This is a genomic window from Chryseobacterium sp. PCH239 (assembly GCF_018924625.1).
Lineage (GTDB): Bacteria > Bacteroidota > Bacteroidia > Flavobacteriales > Weeksellaceae > Chryseobacterium > Chryseobacterium cucumeris.
This window is the reverse complement of record NZ_CP073027.1, coordinates 4,048,985-4,067,649: the sequence shown is the minus strand read 5'-3', so window position 1 is coordinate 4,067,649 and position 18,665 is coordinate 4,048,985. Positions and strand designations below refer to the sequence as shown.

General features: G+C 36.4%; 15 protein-coding genes. 9 read left to right on the top strand and 6 right to left on the bottom strand.

All coding sequences use genetic code 11. The annotated features are described in order from the left end of the window. Positions 1-10: 10 nt before the first annotated feature. Entirely contained in the window at positions 11-895 is an 885-nt protein-coding gene (locus KBP46_RS18750; protein WP_062676268.1) for a mechanosensitive ion channel family protein, read from the top strand. Positions 896-950: 55 nt separating this feature from the next. Here the strand turns inward: KBP46_RS18750 and KBP46_RS18745 are convergent, their stop codons facing one another. Both KBP46_RS18745 and sucC read right to left on the bottom strand, forming a co-directional pair. Next, the gene (locus KBP46_RS18745) at positions 951-3,152 is read right to left on the bottom strand and encodes a reprolysin-like metallopeptidase (protein WP_216443891.1); all 2,202 of its coding nucleotides are present in this window, start codon (positions 3,150-3,152) and stop codon (positions 951-953) included. Positions 3,153-3,534: 382 nt separating this feature from the next. Beyond that, positions 3,535-4,725: an ADP-forming succinate--CoA ligase subunit beta gene (sucC, locus tag KBP46_RS18740; RefSeq protein WP_062676270.1), complete on the bottom strand. Its 1,191-nt coding sequence runs from the start codon at positions 4,723-4,725 to the stop codon at positions 3,535-3,537. Between the two features lie 456 nt (positions 4,726-5,181). On the opposite strand from sucC, the gene KBP46_RS18735 reads away from it, so the two are divergent. From KBP46_RS18735 to KBP46_RS18725, 3 genes are read left to right on the top strand one after another with little or no spacing between them, the layout of a single operon-like run. Then, positions 5,182-6,852, top strand: coding sequence for a peptidase domain-containing ABC transporter (locus tag KBP46_RS18735; protein ID WP_216443890.1), 1,671 nt, complete (start codon positions 5,182-5,184; stop codon positions 6,850-6,852). Between the two features lie 4 nt (positions 6,853-6,856). After that, entirely contained in the window at positions 6,857-8,170 is a 1,314-nt protein-coding gene (locus KBP46_RS18730) for an HlyD family secretion protein (protein WP_216443889.1), read from the top strand. Beyond that, a complete protein-coding gene (locus KBP46_RS18725) occupies positions 8,154-9,557 on the top strand; it encodes a TolC family protein (protein WP_216443888.1) in 1,404 nt (467 codons plus the stop codon). Before KBP46_RS18730 ends, KBP46_RS18725 begins: the two co-directional genes overlap by 17 nt. Before the next feature lie 221 nt (positions 9,558-9,778). Here KBP46_RS18725 and KBP46_RS18720 read toward each other — a convergent pair whose 3' ends face one another. The 3 genes from KBP46_RS18720 to KBP46_RS18710 all read right to left on the bottom strand — a co-directional run bounded on the left by KBP46_RS18720 (position 9,779) and on the right by KBP46_RS18710 (position 12,736). After that, positions 9,779-10,165, bottom strand: coding sequence for a DUF423 domain-containing protein (locus KBP46_RS18720; protein WP_216443887.1), 387 nt, complete (start codon positions 10,163-10,165; stop codon positions 9,779-9,781). A 1-nt stretch (position 10,166) separates the two neighbouring features. After that, on the bottom strand, positions 10,167-11,231 hold the full coding sequence (locus tag KBP46_RS18715) for a hypothetical protein (protein ID WP_216443886.1): 1,065 nt from the start codon (positions 11,229-11,231) through the stop codon (positions 10,167-10,169). Between the two features lie 176 nt (positions 11,232-11,407). Then, positions 11,408-12,736, bottom strand: a complete 1,329-nt coding sequence (locus tag KBP46_RS18710) for a hydroxymethylglutaryl-CoA reductase, degradative (protein WP_062676276.1) — start codon at positions 12,734-12,736, stop codon at positions 11,408-11,410. 156 nt (positions 12,737-12,892) lie between these two features. Here KBP46_RS18710 and KBP46_RS18705 point away from each other — a divergent pair, with 156 nt between their 5' ends. Next, the gene (locus KBP46_RS18705; RefSeq protein ID WP_216443885.1) at positions 12,893-14,152 is read left to right on the top strand and encodes a putative DNA modification/repair radical SAM protein; all 1,260 of its coding nucleotides are present in this window, start codon (positions 12,893-12,895) and stop codon (positions 14,150-14,152) included. A 168-nt stretch (positions 14,153-14,320) separates the two neighbouring features. Then, positions 14,321-15,079 (top strand): TIGR03915 family putative DNA repair protein, encoded by a 759-nt coding sequence (locus KBP46_RS18700; protein ID WP_216443884.1) that lies wholly within the window; start codon positions 14,321-14,323, stop codon positions 15,077-15,079. 323 nt (positions 15,080-15,402) lie between these two features. Here the strand turns inward: KBP46_RS18700 and KBP46_RS18695 are convergent, their stop codons facing one another. Then, the gene (locus KBP46_RS18695) at positions 15,403-16,203 is read right to left on the bottom strand and encodes a DNA alkylation repair protein (RefSeq protein ID WP_216443883.1); all 801 of its coding nucleotides are present in this window, start codon (positions 16,201-16,203) and stop codon (positions 15,403-15,405) included. 94 nt (positions 16,204-16,297) lie between these two features. Between KBP46_RS18695 and KBP46_RS18690 the strand changes: the two genes are divergently transcribed. From KBP46_RS18690 to pfkA, 3 genes are all read left to right on the top strand, one after another. After that, positions 16,298-16,648 (top strand): helix-turn-helix domain-containing protein, encoded by a 351-nt coding sequence (locus KBP46_RS18690; protein ID WP_216443882.1) that lies wholly within the window; start codon positions 16,298-16,300, stop codon positions 16,646-16,648. Positions 16,649-16,710: 62 nt separating this feature from the next. After that, entirely contained in the window at positions 16,711-17,589 is an 879-nt protein-coding gene (locus KBP46_RS18685) for a DUF4846 domain-containing protein (RefSeq protein ID WP_216443881.1), read from the top strand. Between the two features lie 83 nt (positions 17,590-17,672). After that, on the top strand, positions 17,673-18,659 hold the full coding sequence (gene pfkA / locus KBP46_RS18680) for a 6-phosphofructokinase (protein ID WP_062676282.1): 987 nt from the start codon (positions 17,673-17,675) through the stop codon (positions 18,657-18,659). The last annotated feature ends 6 nt before the right edge of the window (positions 18,660-18,665 follow it).

The following is an 18,665-nucleotide window of genomic DNA, read 5'->3' as shown; positions in this document are numbered from 1 at the left end:
AATTTTATTCATGGAGAAAACCGGACTGAGGTATGTAGATCTTGTTTACAAGGTATTGGAAAATTGGTATATCACCTTCGCTGAACTTACACCCAAGCTGATTGTTGGAATTTTAGTATTTACCTTTTTCCTGGTTACCAGCAAATATTTAAGCCAGGCAGCGGTAAAATTATTCCATAAATTTTTTCCTAAAAGTCGCAAAGAGAGTTCATTAGTCACCTTAATCAGTGTATTCAGATTTTTGATCATGCTGATGGGAACCTTTATTGCTCTTGAAATAATGGGTTTCAGTGGCTTTCTTTGGAAGTTTATCGGAAGCTTAGGAGTTGCGGGGGTTATTGCCGGGGTTGCTCTGAAAGACCTGGTATCCAGTATTTTCTCAGGAATGCTTATTGGAATTGACAAAGCTTACAAGGTAGGAGATTATATTACGATCGGAACCCATTCAGGAACAGTACAGGAAATCGGGTTTCTCACTACAAAAATTCTTACTGATGACGGAAAGAAAGCCTATATCCCTAATCAGGTTGTTTTCAATGCTCCGTTTTATAATATTACGGCCTCTCCACAGCGAAGGATAATTTTAAACTTTGAAATTCCGGCTGATGAAGATATCACTAAAGCTCAGAAAGGAATTCTTGATGTGGTTAAAAACCTTGATAATGTGGATAAGCTTGACACTGTAGAAGTGATTTTTACAGATTTGAAGCAAGGTGCATTTAACCTCCAGGTAAAATTCTGGATAAAAGTAGGGGCTAATCTTGCGCAGGTAAGAAGCCAGGCCTATTTAGGGATTAAAGAACGCTTTGATACGGATAAAATTCAGCTGGTAACGCCAACGAGTATCAGTATTACCAATGGCGAGACTAACTTGCCGGAAAATCTCGACAAATAAAAGGTCGGAAGAATTTTTCCTCCGACCATGACACTTCCAGAAAGAAGTTTTCATTTTATTTATTGATAATAAGTTTCTCTGTATATTTCTTACCGTTTGTTGTATTGACAGTTACAAAATAAGTTCCTGCAGCAAAATCATGAACCTGAATTTTTGCGTAACCTTTCAGATTTCCTTTTTTCACAATCCTTCCTGAACTATCCATCAGGCTGTACAGAGCTTCACTATTTTCATCATCTAGTCTGATATTCACTTCATCTTGAGAAGGATTAGGATAAACAGCAAAACGATTTGCCTTTATTTCCTTTTTAACCTGCGAAGCTGTTTTCGCTATGGAAAAATTAGTTGTATTCACAGCAAAATAAATATTTCCCACGGCTTTTACCATAATTCTTGCTGTTCCAATATTTTCATTAGGAAAATTAACTACAGCAGAGCCATTGTTAGGAACATTGGCTGCAAGAACAGTATCAAAATGATAGCCTCCATCTTTGGAAAGAAGAATGGTAACATACTTTGTGCTTACAGCTCCTGTATCCGTTCCTGCCACATTCCACTTTATGGTATGGGTACCCGGACTATATGAGTTTCCTGTATGCGAGGTTACTTTAAATGGTCCGGCATTCGTTACGGTTACTACCATAGCATCATGAGCCGTTTGATTTCCCGTTGCTCTATTATCATTAACAAGCAGTGAAAAATTCAAAGTTCTTGCAACGTTAGGAGTAACTTCCCACATAGGAGTTAAGTTATTAGATAAAACAGCTGACAAATGCGGGAAATATCTCATATTCTCAGTTTTTGGTAATCTCGATCGGTATACAGGGCCTTGGACATTAGAAGGAAGTGGCGGCTGTATGTTATTCTTGTTGTCATATTGTTCCCATAAATAGGTAAGCGGATCATTATCCGGATCTGTTCCCTGACCTGTCAGTACAAATGCAGTTCCTTTAGGAATAGAATAATCCAGGCCTGCGTTAGCAGTAGGAACCCTGTTAACCATTCGTCTTTTAGCAGAGCAATCGATATCCCTTGATATAGTATAATACATTTCTTTTACGCTGGCAGCATGGAAATAAGCATCACTATGCGGCTGAATACTATTCCCTCCGCATATTCCTGCATATCCCATAATAGTACTGGCACTTCCCGGCTCATACGCTGTTCTGTTATTTACATTTCCTTTACAAGCTACGGTATTAGCCCTGAAGGTATGATTGGCTCCAAACTGATGTCCCATTTCATGGGCAACATAATCTATATCAAAAGGATCATTAATGGGAGTACCGGAACCTGTAACCCCCTGTGCTTTCAATTTAGAACATATAACCCTCAACCCTGCAACTCCGCCACTGTTGACTCCAAAAACATGACCTATATTGTAATGTGCAAATCCTATCACATTATTGATGTTTTTTACATTCTCATTAAGCATCTTATCCTCATCCCCATTGGTATAGGGGTCAGTTGCCGGATTTCTGTAAATAAGAAGATGGTTATTAGCCACCATCACCATGGTAACGGCTATCGTTTTTTCATATACTCCGTTTACTCTTGTCATTGTGGTAGCCATTGCGGCCATTGCACCATGAATTGTTCCGCCGTGATATTTGGTATACTCTCCCGTAGCTGCCAATGCCAGCTTATACGTTCTGAATACTCCGTCAGAAACCATAGGCCTGCCGGAAACAAAATTATCTGACAGCTGATCATTACCCAATAGCTGATCGGCATCTTCCTGTATGCTGCATCTGAAAGGCGTAGGATTTTCCGGTAAATCTTCTCTTTTATAATAGATAAAAGAAGTATTATCCTTGGTATAGGCATCCAGATAGCTGATGTTCCATCCATTGAAATACATTATACTGATTCCTGTTTCCGGACTGGTACTGAAACGTATTGTATTTTCCGGATGATTTTCTTCCCACCCGGTGTAAGAACGGATATCGGAGAATCTTTCCTGAAGCTCAGGTTCCATTATTGAAGCTTCCTGTACAATATAATCATGAAACTCTCCATCAGCATCCGGAAATTTCAGAACAAGGCTATGGTCATCAGAAAAGCGTTCGGGAGCTTTTTTCAGTTCTTTCTTAATCTTATCAAGGTCAAGATTATACAGGGAAAATGTTTTCGGCATTACATTTCTGGGAGCAAGCTCTTTTTCTTTCTCCTCTTCCGTCTTTTTCCAATAGTTTTGTTGTCCAAAAGTTAATACTGCACCCAACAAACCGAAAAAAATAAATGTTTTGTTTTTCATAGATTTTCATTATTTGTGTTAAACATTGATATGCTCCGCAATAGAATTCAATACAAAATGAACCTCCTTTTTGCGTATCATAACTTCCTATAAATACAACATTTATTAAAAATAAAAGCAATTAAGAATAAAAAACTTTTTTTTCAAAAAATTGATTTAATTACACAATACATTTTTCTTTTTCTATTTTTATTTTTACAATAACATCTAATTATGATAAATTTAAAAATAGCTTAAAAACTACCCAATTTCCAGTTGTTATCCCCAAAAACAGTTATCAGCTCCTCATTTTTACATTGATTGCTGGAATTATAATAGATAAACACAAAAAAAACCGCTCCAAAAAATGGAACGGTTTTCTTATTTTATTTAAAATTTTAGGTTACGCTAAAACTTCTTTTACTTTGTTTGCCGCTTCTTCTAAAGTAATTGCAGAGTGTACCGGAAGACCAGACTCGTCAATTAATTTTTTAGCTTCTACAGCGTTAGTTCCCTGTAATCTTACGATCAATGGAACAGGAAGGCTACCCATAGCTTTGTAAGCATCTACAACCCCCTGAGCAACTCTGTCACATCTTACAATACCTCCGAAGATGTTAATCAAAATAGCTTTTACGTTTGGATCTCTTAAGATGATTCCGAAAGCTGTCTGTACTCTCTGAGCATCTGCAGTACCACCTACGTCAAGGAAGTTTGCAGGGTTACCACCAGATAATTTGATGATATCCATAGTCGCCATTGCAAGACCAGCTCCGTTTACCATACAAGCAACGTTACCATCAAGTTTTACGAAGTTAAGACCTGCTTCACCAGCTTCTACATCCATTGGATCTTCTTCTCTTGTATCTCTCAATTCTGCTAAGTCTTTGTGACGGAACAATGAGTTGTCATCTAAAGTTACTTTAGCATCTACAGCGATAATTTTGTTATCGGAAGTTTTTAATACAGGGTTGATTTCGAAAAGAGATGCATCAATACCTGTGTAAGCATTATAAAGAGAACCGATGAATTTTACAAATTCTTTGAAAGCATTTCCTTCAAGACCTAGGTTGAAAGCAATTTTTCTAGCCTGGAATCCCTGAAGACCTAAAGCAGGATCAATGATTTCTTTGTGGATCAAATGAGGAGTTACTTCAGCAACGTGCTCAATATCCATACCACCTTCAGTAGAATATACGATTGTATTTTTACCTTCAGCTCTGTCTAATAGAATAGAAACATAAAATTCTTTAGTTTCTGACTCACCTGGATAATATACATCCTCTGCAACCAAAACAGAATTTACTTTTTTACCTTCAGCAGAAGTTTGTGGAGTAATCAACTGCATTCCGATGATGTTCTGAGCGTTTTCTTTAAGCTTATCCATGTTTGGAGAGAACTTTACACCACCACCTTTACCACGACCACCTGCGTGGATCTGAGCTTTTACTACCCACCCTTGAGCGCCAGTTTCAGCAGTTAGTTTTTCAGCAGCAGCTACAGCTTCATCTACGTTGTTTGCAACGAAACCACGTTGGATAGCTACTCCATACTTTGATAAAATCTCTTTTGATTGATACTCGTGAAGATTCATATTATTTTTATTATTTTATTTTAATATTTAAAGGTTGACAAATTTACTAAAAATGAATAAGGTTAAAAAGAAAATTATAGAACTTTTAACGCATTCTGTAAGTTTATATGCGATCTTATCAGATTCAAGGCGGTGAATCTATGAATAATATGATAATGATCATAAAAAAACTAAATCTCACGATCATATTCTAATGACATTTTAATGTCATTCTAATGTAGATAAGAATATTAACAAATCCCATCTATTATCTTTGAAGCCCGGAAATAAAACATACCTATTTCATGAATTTTCAGATGAAATTCAATTCAGGTAAAAGTCCTTATTTCAGAAAAAGTGATCACCAAATCCTATCAATTTCCTGGAAAACAAAAGCTGTTTCCAGTGACAACAGATGATATTCAAAGGAAAATTCACAACTTAAAAAAACAGTTAATCTTTTACTAAAGAAGAAAAATGGAAATACCAGCTAATGAACAGGGAAAAAGGCTCATCCGCTACATTACAAAAGAAAAAAAAGATGTTACCAATATTTATTTCTATGCTATTCTGAATGGTTTAGTCTTGCTGAGCGTACCTTTAGGAATACAGTCTATTGTAAGCTTTGTGATGGGAGCTACGATGACAACTTCCATTTATATCCTCATATTTTTTGTCGTAATCGGAACCTGGCTTGCCGGATATTTCAGATTAAAAGTGATCCAGATAATTGAAAAGATACAGCAGAAAATATTTGTAGAATTTTCCATCGCCATAGCAGACAAAATCCCCAAAGCAGATCTTTCCTACACCAGAAAATACTACCTTCCGGAACTTGTCAACCGATTCTTTGATATTCAGAATCTTCAGAAAGGAATTTCAAAAATATTACTGGAAATTCCTACTGCTTTAATACAGATTGTTTTTGGGATTCTCTTGCTCTCTTTTTATCATCCTTGGTTTTTAGCATTCGGAGGTCTGGTTATTCTCTCTGTTGTAATTATTTTCAGATATACAATGGAAAGCGGAATCAAATCCAGCATTGAAGAGAGCAACAAAAAATACGATACAGCAGCATGGATAGAGGATATCGCCGGTTCTGTAAAAACATTTAAAATGCATTCTGAAGATGATTCTCATTTAAAAGGAACTGATGAAAGAGTGATAGAATATCTTAAGCACAGAACAGCTCATTTTAAAGTACTCGTTTTTCAGTATAAAACAATTATTGCTTTTAAAGTCATCATTACTTTAGCAATGCTGGCCATTGGAACCTATCTTCTGATTAATCAAAAGCTAAATATCGGAGCATTCATTGCCACAGAAATTGTTGTTCTAAGCATCATGTCTGCTGTAGAAAAGCTTATTGTAAGCCTTGAAAGTTATTATGATCTGATTGCGTCTTTTGCCAAACTCTCTAAAATCACTGAACTTAAAGAGGAACCCAACGGAGAAATCACATTATCTCAGAAAGAAAAAGGGACAGAAATTGAATTTAAAAATGTAAGCTTTTCATTTAATGATAATACTCCCATCCTTTCGGACCTTAATTTCAAAATCAAAGAAAACAGTCTGAACATTCTAACAGGAAAACTGGGAGCGGGAAAAACCCTTCTGCTTAATATGATCACAGGATTCTTCGAGCCCAGCTCAGGAGCAATTCTGATTGATAAAATTCCATTAAAAAATATAGAGAAAAGACACTGGAGAAATAATGTTGGACTTTATCTGGAAAATATGAAGATCATTCAGGGAACCGTTAAAGAAAATATCCTATTAGGAAGCAGCCAGAGCCACACAGAAGATATTCTTGAGCTTTCTGAAAATATGGGTATAGAAAATATTTCAAGTATGTTCAGCAGCGGATTCTTTACAGAAGTAAGTGAAACTGATCCTGAAATCACATTCAGTTCAAAGAAAAAAATACTGCTGCTTCGTGCTCTCCTCGGTAACAAAAAACTTATCATTCTGGAAAATCCTTTTGCAGGAATCCGTGAAGAATATCAGGACAAAATGATAAAATATCTCCAGAAAATCAAGGAAAACACAACTATTATTATTGTTTCTCAGGATACAGAACTGCTACAATATGCCGATCAGCATTTTCATCTGGAAGGAGGAACATTAAAAACACTTCAAAACAATTAGTAAAATGAAACTACAGTCGTTTGACAATATCTATCATATTCATAAAAAGTCACGGGTAAAAAGATGGTTTCTGTTTATCTTCATAGGCGGTATAATTACCTTATTTCTCCCTTGGACACAGAATATTAAAGTGAAAGGAAATGTAACCTCTCTTTATCAGGAACAGCGTCCACAGCAACTTCACTCTCCTATCCCGGGAAAAATCATCAAATGGTATGTTAAAAACGGAGATTATGTAAAAAAAGGAGATACTTTACTGCAGCTTTCCGAAATAAAAGATGATTATTTAGATCCGCTTTTGGTACAAAGAACACAGGAACAGGTAAATGCTAAAAAGGGAGTAAGAAATTTCTATGAAGCAAAAGCAGGAACAGTGAAAACCCAGCTTGAAGCCTTACATTCAGCCAGAAACTTAAAACTGAATCAGCTCAAAATAAAAATAAGCCAGCTTAATAATAAACTTACCGGTGAAGAAGCAGAACTCACCGCTGCTAGTAATGAACTTAAGCTTTCAGAAGACCAGTTTGCGCGGCAGAAAAAAATGTATGAGGAAGGTTTGGTTTCTCTTACCCAGTTTCAGCAGAGAAGTATTTCTTATCAAAATGCTGTTGCCAAAAAAACAGCATCAGAAAATAAAGTGGCTCAAACCCGTCAGGAAATTATCAATATAGGAATTGAACAGAATTCTGTGATTCAGGATTACACAGAGAAACTCAGTAAAATAGAAGGAGACCGTTTTCAAAACATGGGGCAGATTGAGGGCAGTGAAGGTGAAATTGCCAAGCTCGAAAATCAAGTGGCCAATTACAAAGCAAGACAGGGCTTATATTTCATTATTGCATCACAGGACGGTCAGATTGTACAGCTTAATAAAACAGGAATTGGTGAAGTTTTAAAAGATGGTGAAAATATTGGGACAATTGTTCCCACAGCAGTAGATTATGCAGTTGAGATTTATATAAAACCTGTGGATCTCCCGCTTGTGAAAGAAGGTCAGCGTGTGATGTGCATTTTTGATGGATTTCCTGCCATTGTATTCTCGGGATGGCCCAATTCCAGCTACGGAACATTTGCAGGCAAGGTGGTTGCCGTGGAAAGCAATATCAGTGCAAACGGACTTTTTAAAGCATTGATTATTGAAGATAAAAAGGAAAAAAGATGGCCTCCAAAAATTAAAATGGGAGGAGGTGTACAGGGAATTGCCATTCTTAATGATGTTCCTATCTGGTATGAACTATGGAGAAATATCAACGGTTTTCCACCAGATTATTATGAAGTAAAAAATGATCAAACTGCTAAGTATGAGAAAACAAAGTAAACTTCTTTTTATATTGATCTTTCTTTTTTTCCAGTATCATAAAGCACAGGATTCTCTCATGATTTCAGCAAATGAATTTCTGGCGGTGGTAAAAAATTATCATCCAATGGCATTGAAATATCAACTGCAAAACAAAATTGCGCAATCTGAGATTACTAAAGCAAGAGGAAATTTTGATCCTATTTTAGGAGGAAAACTGGGCGAAAAGAACATTGACGGTGTACAATATTACAGACAAAAAAATATTGAACTGGGTATTCCTACCTGGTACGGAATTGATCTTACGGCAGGATATCAATATCTGGATGGTGAAAAACTCAACTCCAGTGAAACCAAAGGTGGCATTTACAGCATGGGAATTACTGTTCCTTTAGCTAAAAATCTTTTGTATGATAAACGAAGAGCAGCATTGGATCAGGCGAAATTTGCTTCGAAAATGACGGAAGCTGAACAGACTGTACTTACCAATGAACTTCTTCTTGAAGCAGAAAACACCTATTGGGAATGGGTACAAAGTTTCGAAATTTACAAGCTGCAAAACAAAGCGGTTGAGGTCAGCAAAAAACGTCTGCAGCTCACCCGGAAAACTTTTGAATATGGAGAAAGAGCAGCTATCGATACTGTTGAAGCAGCTTCTCAGCTACAGAGCTTTGAACTTCAGCAGAAAGAAGCCTATTTAAATTTTGTTAAAAACACCCAGCAGCTGCAGTTATTTTTATGGAAAGAGAATCGTGAAATTTATGAAATCTCACAACTTTTTTATCCTGCAGATCATCTTTCAGATCATACCGCCTACTCAGATTTTGAATTTCTTCTGCAGGAAATTAAAACAAAAGAAACCACCAACCATTGGTCTGTACAGTATTATACTCAGAAACATCATATTTTAGAAAGTGAACGGAAGCTGAAATGGCAGAGCTTTCTTCCCAAGTTTGATTTTACTTATAATTTCTTCAACAAAGAAAATTATAGGACAGATTACCTTCCTCTTTTTGACAATAATTTTCAATATGGATTAAAACTTGAAATACCGGTATTTCAAAGGGAAGCCAAAGCCAGTTATCAAATGGCCAAAATTAAAATAGAACAGAATAAACTTGATACTGAATTCAAGAAAAGAGAGCTTACCTCGAAAATTGAAACCTATAAAAACGAACTTTTAAATTACCATACCCAGATAGCCCTTTCACAAAATAATCTTGTGAATTACCAGCAACTTCTTACTGCAGAAGAAACAAAGTATGCGAACGGTGAGAGTTCTCTTTTCCTGATCAATTCAAGGGAAAATAAAATGATTGAAGCACAGGAAAAATTCATTTCCATCAAAGCGAAATTTCTTAAAAGCTTTAATAAACTTAAATGGATGAATGAAAATTTCTCTTTATAAAACCAAAAAAGTTCAGGAAACTCCCTGAACTTTTTTATTGATATTCTGGTCTAAAAATACACCAGAAATTGTTTTATAAGTCAATATTACTATTACCGCCCACCAGACCAGTCACAGCCCACATAAAAAAATACGGCTGAATACAAACGGATTGAATCTGATAGGTTAATCTAAGAGATTGAATGTTCGTATTAACCTTTTTCTTCTGTTAATCTTCATTCTTATATTCTGTTTTTAACAAAATATAAGATCAGCATTCCCCAGCTTAAGATCATCATCAGACCTCCAAGCGGAGTGATGGGGCCTAAGAATTTAAGATTCATTCCCCAATAATCCTGCATGCTCAGGAAGTAGATGCTTACTGAGAATAAAAGAGTACCTGCAATCATTAAAATGGAAGTCCATTTTTCAGCAGAGGTTTCAAATTTTAAGATATACCCGATGATCAGCAGGAAAAAAGCTGCATACATCTGATATCTTACGCCTGTTTCAAAACTTTCCAGTCTTTCCACAGCTAATATTTTCTTTAAAGCGTGTGCTCCGAATGCACCAAGGATTACAGAAACCATTCCGTAAACTGCTCCAAAAACTAAAGTAATTGTTTTCATTTTATAACTCTTCTAATTCTAGGGTTAAATATTTTTTTGTTTTATGATCCTGCCAGGTTCCTATAATTTTCCTGCCTTGCAAATCTGCTTCCACCAAGGCTTTGAAAATCCATTGGTTGGTTTCTTCACTATAATAATCGTTTTCTATGATGGAGATATGATTACCTTTTATCTTTCCGTTCCACTCAATCAGTTTTTTATTTTTATCATACCAGTATTTTGCAGAAAATGAACCATCATCATATACCTCATTGATCAAAACAGTAATAGAATACTTTCCATCGATCTTTCCCTTATACAATTTATTAGTAAGACTGGTCATCTCTGTTTTTTCAGAACCGGAAATTAAATTTCTCGCATAAGGACTCCAGTATTTTTCCAGCTCTTTGTAGGAAAATTCTATTTCATGACTGCCCAGGTCATCCAAAGCTCTCATGGCATGGTTGGAACATCTTCCGGCAACAAAAGTCAGCTTGTCTTTCCCAAAGAAATATCGGATACCGTCCAAAGTATGTTCCGTAAAACAGTCTTCATACATAGCGATCTGATCTTGAGTTTCCTCTGCCGGATTTTTCTCAGCTTTCAGCGTAACAAGAAAATCAGAAATTCTTTTCTTTACTCTTTTCTGAATAATTCCCTCAACAGTTTTCACTGAACCCGGTTGAAATAAATCTTTGGCATTGATAAAGTTTCCTGTTCTCAGATCAAAATTCTTCCAGATCAGAAAACCCTCCGGATAAGCGCCCGAAGCTTCACCATCTATGGCAATACTCAGAATATTCTTAGGCGTTTCAATCTTATCCCAACTATAAAAATAAAGATAGTTTGAATAGGAATTGGTGGCTGTAGAAGCCAGTTTAAAAGGATTTCCGCCAGATCCCGGAACATATTCCAGCTGATCTACCTGGAGAAATGTATTGATTTTATTTTCTACCCGAGGATTTTCAGAATAAGAAACAACCGGAAAAACGGCATCTTCAGTTTTAGGCTGCAGATTACTTATTTTCACTTTTTGCTGTTGTGAAAAACTTAACCCCGAAATCAATAAAAAAAATACAATATTCATTCCTTTTCACTATTTTGATTTTAAGTACATTAAAATGAACTTGGCAACCAATGTAGAAATCCCCAGTATGATAAACATATTGGCGAATTTTTTGGAACTTCTGAAACCTTCATTGTTTGTTTTCTTCAGAAAAAATCCAAAAAGAAGGAATACGATAGGCAAAATGATCTGTAACATTAGTTTCCTCTCATTCTGTTAAACTCATTGATCACCTCATGGTGGCTCACCGTCTTATCTTTAAAATACGTTACAAAGTGCTGTTTTTCCTCTTCAGTAGCGCCCAATTGGTTCAGAATATTCAATAAGTGCATCTTCATATGTCCTTTCTGGATTCCTGTGGTCACCAGAGAGCGTAAAGCCCCAAAGTTTTGTGCAAGCCCTGAAACTGCCAGGATGCTCATCAGCTCTTGTGCGGAAGGTTTCCCAAGAAGTGCCAGAGAGAATTTTACCAAAGGGTGAAGATTGGTAAGCCCTCCTACTACTCCTACAGAAATAGGAAGATCAATCCAGAATCTGAAAATACCGTTATCTGTTGTACAGTGTGTTAAAGATCTGTATTGGCCATCTCTCGCAGCATAGGCATGTGCACAGGCTTCCGTAGCTCTGAAATCATTTCCGGTAGCGATTACAACAGCATCTACTCCATTCATTACTCCTTTATTATGAGTAGTCGCACGGTAAGGTTCTATTTCTGCAATGGTAACGGCCTGTTTGAATTTAGAAGCAAATTCTTCTGGAGAAATTCCACTGTCATCTTTTAAATCTTCCATTTTACACGAAACCTCAGCTCTTACGATACAGTCAGGCGTAAAGTTGGAAAGAATATTCATCACAATCTGTAGTGAATTCTTTTCTTCCTGAGTAAAATCTTCACTGGTAGCAACTTCCTGTCTCAAAGTCTTTCCGAACTGCTCAAGACATGAATTGATAAAGTTCGCTCCCATTGAATCTACGGTATCGAAGCTTGCTTTCAGCTGGTAATAATTCGGCATTTCTGCTGTTTTATCCACCAGGCTGATATTTAAAATACCTCCACCGCGTTTTCTCATATTCGCGGTGATATCTTCTGTAGCTTCAAATAATTTTTTCTTTAAACTGAAATTAAAGAAATGTAATAATTTGTGAGGTTCTACATTAAAAATAAAGTGGGTATGCCCCAGTTTTTCAGTATTGATAATCGTTGTTTTAAAACCTCCTTTATCGATCCAGAATTTGGCAGCTTTGGAAGCAGCCGCTACTACTGAACTTTCTTCAACTGCCATTGGAAGCGCCAACAGTTTTCCATCGATTAAAAAGTTCGGAGCAATTCCATACGGCATATAAAAATTGGAGATGGTATTTTCAGAAAATTCTTCGTGAAGCTTCTGAAGATCTGCATCATCATTCCAGTATTGTTTTAATATATTTTGATATTCCTGGTTTCCTTCAAGATATTCGTTTACGAGCCATTCGATTTTCCCCTGCTTTGGAAGCTTGGAAAAACCTTCGATTGGTTTATGATTCATGATATAAACTTTAATGAGCCGTAAATATAATGATTTTGAGACTCTTTTTTGTTGATAACTTATATGAAAAAAGATTGACTTTTATCAATTTTGGAACTAAATTTGAACAAAATTAAATTACAATCAAGATACAAAATATATCAAAGTATTTTAAATATGAATTTTGACCGTCTTAAAGAAAAGCTTGAAATCCTTGCTGATGCAGCGAAATATGATGTTTCCTGTTCATCAAGCGGAGGTACAAGAAAAAATAAAAAAGGAGCATTAGGAGATAGTTCTGCAAGCGGGATCTGTCATACCTATACAGAAGACGGCAGATGTGTTTCTTTGCTTAAAATCTTATTGACCAATCACTGTATTTATGATTGTGCTTACTGTGTTTCCAGAAGTTCCAATGATATCAAAAGAGCTGCTTTTACGGTAGAAGAAGTGGTAGATCTTACCATCAATTTTTACCGTCGAAATTATATTGAAGGGTTATTTCTAAGCTCAGGAATTTTCAAAAATGCAGATACAACCATGGAAAGACTTGTAAGAGTTGCCAAAAAGCTACGTTTGGAAGAGAACTTTAACGGGTATATTCATTTAAAATCTATTCCCGGGGCAAGTGATGATCTGATGCAGGAAGCCGCGTTGTATGCAGATCGGTTATCCGTAAATATTGAAATTCCTACAGAAAGTGGATTAAAATTGCTGGCCCCTGAAAAAAACAGACAGGATATGATCAGCCCGATGCGATATATCCAAAAAGGAATTATTCAGTATAAGGATGAAAAGAAAATTCTGAAAAAAGTTCCCAAGTTTGCGCCTGCCGGACAATCTACACAGATGATTGTAGGGGCAACTAATGAAAACGACCTTCAGATCATTAAAGTTGCTGATCATTTTTATAAAAATTTTAATCTGAAAAGGGTGTATTATTCCGGATATGTTCCGGTGTTGGAAGATCAGAGACTGCCTTCTTTAACGACGGAAGTTCCAATGCTTCGGGAAAACCGACTGTATCAGTCGGACTGGCTGATGAGATTTTATGGTTTTAAAGCGGAAGAAATTTTAGATCCGAATGTTCCTTTTCTTGATCTGGAAATGGATCCTAAATTAAGCTGGGCATTACGGAATCTGGATCAGTTCCCGGTGAATCTCCAGACTGCCGAATACCGGATGATTTTAAGAATTCCCGGAATCGGAGTGAAAACAGCTCAGAAAATTGTGAGTGCAAGACGTTTTCAGATTTTAACGATGGATCATTTGAAAAAACTGGGAGCGACCGTCAACCGGGCAAAATACTTCATCGATTTTAATGCAGGAAATGCTTACCTTAAATACTTAACGGATAAAAATTTTAGGAAACTGCTCATAGGCGGAAGCTCATCCAAATTTCATAACCAGTTTTCGCAACAGCTGACTTTGTTTTGATTTTAAACACAAATGACACCAATATTTTCACAAATGGACACTAATTTATAATACAGCACGACTGTCATTCTGACGAAGGAAGAATCTCTTCAATTAACCAGATTCTTCACTTCATTTTATTTCGTTCAGAATGACACCCCAACTAAACTTTAAATTTTAATTCAATACATGACAACCCTACTCTACGATGGAAGTTTTGACGGTCTTTTCACTGCAGTATTTGAAGTTTTCGAATACCGTTATCAAGAGGTGGAAATCAAAAGCAGTGAAAGATTTCATCAGGAAAACATTTTTGCAGAAATTCACGAAGTAATTACTCAACCAGACAAGTCTGAAAGGGTTTTGAATAAACTGGAGCAGCATATTGGTAAACAGGGCGTTTACAAACTTTTAAAAGTTTTTTTATCTGAAGATCCGGATCTGGAAAACCTCATCTTATCCGCAGTAAGGCAGTCGGTGAAAAATCCTGAAATTAATGTTCTTGAAAACTTTGCCGATTCTGATGTTTTAAAAATTTCGAAAATCTGCAAATCGATAAACAGGGAAAGGCATAGGATGACTGCATTTGTCCGCTTTGAAAAAATGCAGGATGGTGTTTTTTTCTCCAAAATAGATCCCGATTTCAATGTTCTTCCTTTAATCAGAAAACATTTTAAAGACCGATATCAGGATCAGAAATGGATGATCTACGATCTTCGAAGAAACTATGGCCTTTTATATAATCTGAACGATTGTGAATTTTTCTATCCTGATGAAAAACTTGATCTTAACCATTATCAACAGAAGTTCCATGATGAGGAAAAGAGCTATCAGCTGCTTTGGCAGCGTTATTTCACGAAAACCAATATTGTGGAAAGAAAAAATATGAAACTGCATATTCAGCATGTTCCGAAAAGGTACTGGAAATATTTGACTGAAAAATGGTAAGCAAAACCTCACATTGTGGATAACTTTTTTTTCAGCGAAGAAAATACTGTAATTCAAGCTTCCATTTTTTAATTTTTATGTAAATCATTAGTTTACTGCCAGATAGAATCCACATTAATTGAAAACTCATATTGTGGATAACTTTTTCCAGTTAACATATAGTTAACATTGGAAATATATCAGTGTTCTTTTTCATGCAGAAATTAAGCAAATAAAGGCACTTCCCGGGAAAAAAGGAATATATAAATATGATGTAAAGCCATATAAATCTGTGACCTATATGATTAAAAACTAAATCAGCATTTTTATTTTGTGGATAACTCTTACTTTTTAAGGGTTCGCAGAGCTTTCTTTACGATATACTGTGTTTCTTTTGTCGGACTTTCCAGAAGCCATTCATCGCAGATTTCCACTACAAATTCGGGTTGAGATTTGCTGGCATCATTCAGCCAGTTGCCAACACTATCCTGTACATATCTGGAGGAATCAGATCGTAAAGATTCCAGTATTTCCAGTCCAAGCCCTGGATTCTGTTTTAAAGCATCAATATGTTCACACCACACACCTCTTGGCCTTGTGGATTCGCTGGCAAAACGTCTTACATTCTCATTATCATGCGCGGTCCACTTTGTTAATATAGATAAACTTTCGTCCAGGTTTTTGGAAATATCCGGACGCACAGTCATCCAGCAGATTTCCCTCACTCCAAAATGAGAGTCAGAAGCAAATGGCTGAATTTTGTTTAATTTTTCCTTAAGTTGTAAATCGTTATTTCTTCCAATCGTATAAGCTGCCCAGCAACGTACCAGATCTGCGGGATGAACTGACAATTTCAAAAGAAATTCGTTATCCTTATTTTTCACAGCCAGATTAAGTAAGCCAATTCCTATTGTTTCATTAATGGTATTGACAGTTTGCTTTTTCAGCTGGTTTACATTTTCTAAAACGGGTGTCATATATTCCGTACGATCATTCTGTAAAAGCAGATTTTCCAACAGCAGCCTTTGATCTACTGCCAGCCATTCCGTAAGATTGGCGGTTTCAATTTCTCCTCTGTTCAGCTGTTCCAGAATATCCGTTGGAATATCTTTGATGGAGCGGGCTCCTTTTCGTTTTTCTGTCATACTATTTAATGATTACCTTTACAAAAGTCTGAAAGTGGGCGGAGAAAAACAATACCGCACATTTTTCCCCCATTGGGATAAAAAAGTCAATTTTATGGAAACAAAGGAAAGAGCTGAAGAAAATAAAATATGTCCGTTGGAAGTTGCTGTCAATACCATCAGTGGAAAATGGAAAATTCCCATTGTCTGGCAGATCAATGAAGGGAAAAAACGTCCCAGTGAATTTTTGAGAGGTATTGCTAAAGTTGACCGCAGGGTTCTCAATCAGCAGCTGAGTGAAATGGTGGAAGATGGTATTTTAACGAAACAGTCTTTCAATGAACTTCCTCCAAGAGTAGAATATACTTTGACAGAACTTGGGGAAAAACTGGTGAAAATCCTCTGGCAGCTGAATGATTGGGGGAAATTGTTGATTCCTGGAAAAGAGGAGTCGTTGAACCGATAAATTTTCAAATAAGATATTGGCGGATAGGTGAAAAAAAATGATATTTGTGCTCACTAAAACGCATGAAAAAAGTTATCACAGGAATCATTGTTATTCTCATTTACATAGGCTGTACAAAAGAAAAAGTATCAGACCGTTTATTACCTGAACCAGATAAAAATGAGCATTTAATTGCTGAAAATGCTTTAAAAATCAATAAAAATAAAAATACAATTCGGGAAAGATTTTCTCCCCCGGAAGGGTATGAGTGGATGGAAGAAAAACCTGGTTCTTTCGGTCATTTTATTGAAAATTTCACACTAAAACCTTACGGAAGTCGGATTTTAAAATACGATGGAACGCCTATCTCCACCCAGCATCTCCATGAAGCAGTTTTTGATATTGATACCGGAAATAAAGATTTGCAGCAATGTGCTGATGCCGCCATCCGAATGAGAGCTGAATATCTTTATAAGGCAAAAAAATTTAACGAAATTAAATTTCATTTTACAAGCGGTGATCTTTTCAGCTGGAATGATTATAAAAACGGAACGAGAGCTTTTGTAAGCGGAAATTCAGTCAGCTTTAGAAAAACCATGCCTTTTGATGATTCTTACCAAAGTTTCAGAAATTATCTGGACCTGATTTTCAATTATGCAGGAACAATTTCATTAAATAAGGAAACCAAACCGGTCACAAAAAATTCAGATCTGAAAACAGGAGATATTTTAATCACACCGGGAAGTCCCGGACACATTGTTTTTATTTCCGGTGTCTGCCGGAATAAGGAAGGAAAAAGATTATTCTTATTAAGTGAAGGATTCACCCCGGCGCAATCCGTTCATGTACTTTCAAATCCGTTTAATCCCTATTTTACACCCTGGTACGACCTTGATATCCATGCTGAGGAGACGAAAACTGCACGATATTTTTTTAAACCTACAAACTTCAGAAGCTTTTAATAATTTATATTCAAAACTATTGGAAACTTACTACGATAATCTGAACTTGTTTTTGTAAATTTGTGTTCGAAATTTTTTACTTGATGAAAGAGAGTGCTGTAAAAAAAATTGCAGTTCTTACTTCAGGAGGTGACTCTCCGGGTATGAATGCGGCATTAAGAGCGGTAGTAAGAACCGCCAATTATTATAATATCGAATGCTACGGAGTAAGAGAAGGCTACAATGGTCTTATCAACAATGATTTCCTGAAAATGGGAGCTCGTTCCGTAAAAAATATAATCAACCAGGGTGGAACCATTCTAAAGTCTGCCAGATCCACTGAGTTCAGAACAAAAGAAGGCCGTCAGAAAGCTTACGATAATTGTGTAAAACTAGGAATTGACGGATTGGTATGTATTGGAGGAGACGGAACTTTCACCGGTGCAAAAATCTTTAATGAAGAATTCGGAATCAGAGTAATCGGTATCCCGGGAACTATTGATAACGATATTTTCGGTACAGACAATACCATAGGTTACGACACTGCTTTGAATACTGCAATGGATGCCATTGACAAAATCCGTGACACAGCAACTTCCCACAACAGGGTTTTCTTTGTGGAAGTAATGGGTCGTGATGCTGGTTTTATTGCTTTAAACAGTGGATTGGCAACAGGAGCTCTGGATATCTTAATTCCTGAGAAAAAAGACAGTATTGATGAGCTTTTCACAAAATTCAGGGATGCTGAAAAAACCGGAAAGGCATCAAGTATTGTGGTGGTTGCAGAAGGTGAAAAACTAGCCAACGTTTATGAGCTTGCAGAAAAAACCAAACAAACCTTCCCTGATTATGACATTCGTGTAGCGATTTTGGGACATATGCAGAGAGGAGGTTCTCCAAGCTGTGCAGACAGAGTTTTGGCCAGCAGACTGGGTTATGGTGCTGTAACCGGATTAATGGAAGGACAAACCAATGTAATGGCAGGAATGCGTTCCAACGATCTGACGTATACGCCAATTGAAGAAGCCATTAAAAAACATAATGAAATCAATAAAGATCTTTTACTGATTTCAGAAATTTTAGCAATCTAATTATTT

Coding starts and splice junctions, on each gene's coding strand:
- KBP46_RS18690 (WP_216443882.1), top strand. CDS start 16,298: ATGGAAACAAAGGAAAGAGCTGAAGAAAATAAAATATGTCCGTTGGAA.
- KBP46_RS18710 (WP_062676276.1), bottom strand. CDS start 12,736: ATGAATCATAAACCAATCGAAGGTTTTTCCAAGCTTCCAAAGCAGGGG.
- KBP46_RS18715 (WP_216443886.1), bottom strand. CDS start 11,231: ATGAATATTGTATTTTTTTTATTGATTTCGGGGTTAAGTTTTTCACAA.
- KBP46_RS18750 (WP_062676268.1), top strand. CDS start 11: ATGGAGAAAACCGGACTGAGGTATGTAGATCTTGTTTACAAGGTATTG.
- KBP46_RS18695 (WP_216443883.1), bottom strand. CDS start 16,203: ATGACAGAAAAACGAAAAGGAGCCCGCTCCATCAAAGATATTCCAACG.
- pfkA (WP_062676282.1), top strand. CDS start 17,673: ATGAAAGAGAGTGCTGTAAAAAAAATTGCAGTTCTTACTTCAGGAGGT.
- KBP46_RS18700 (WP_216443884.1), top strand. CDS start 14,321: ATGACAACCCTACTCTACGATGGAAGTTTTGACGGTCTTTTCACTGCA.
- KBP46_RS18705 (WP_216443885.1), top strand. CDS start 12,893: ATGAATTTTGACCGTCTTAAAGAAAAGCTTGAAATCCTTGCTGATGCA.
- sucC (WP_062676270.1), bottom strand. CDS start 4,725: ATGAATCTTCACGAGTATCAATCAAAAGAGATTTTATCAAAGTATGGA.
- KBP46_RS18745 (WP_216443891.1), bottom strand. CDS start 3,152: ATGAAAAACAAAACATTTATTTTTTTCGGTTTGTTGGGTGCAGTATTA.
- KBP46_RS18730 (WP_216443889.1), top strand. CDS start 6,857: ATGAAACTACAGTCGTTTGACAATATCTATCATATTCATAAAAAGTCA.
- KBP46_RS18725 (WP_216443888.1), top strand. CDS start 8,154: ATGAGAAAACAAAGTAAACTTCTTTTTATATTGATCTTTCTTTTTTTC.
- KBP46_RS18720 (WP_216443887.1), bottom strand. CDS start 10,165: ATGAAAACAATTACTTTAGTTTTTGGAGCAGTTTACGGAATGGTTTCT.
- KBP46_RS18735 (WP_216443890.1), top strand. CDS start 5,182: ATGGAAATACCAGCTAATGAACAGGGAAAAAGGCTCATCCGCTACATT.
- KBP46_RS18685 (WP_216443881.1), top strand. CDS start 16,711: ATGAAAAAAGTTATCACAGGAATCATTGTTATTCTCATTTACATAGGC.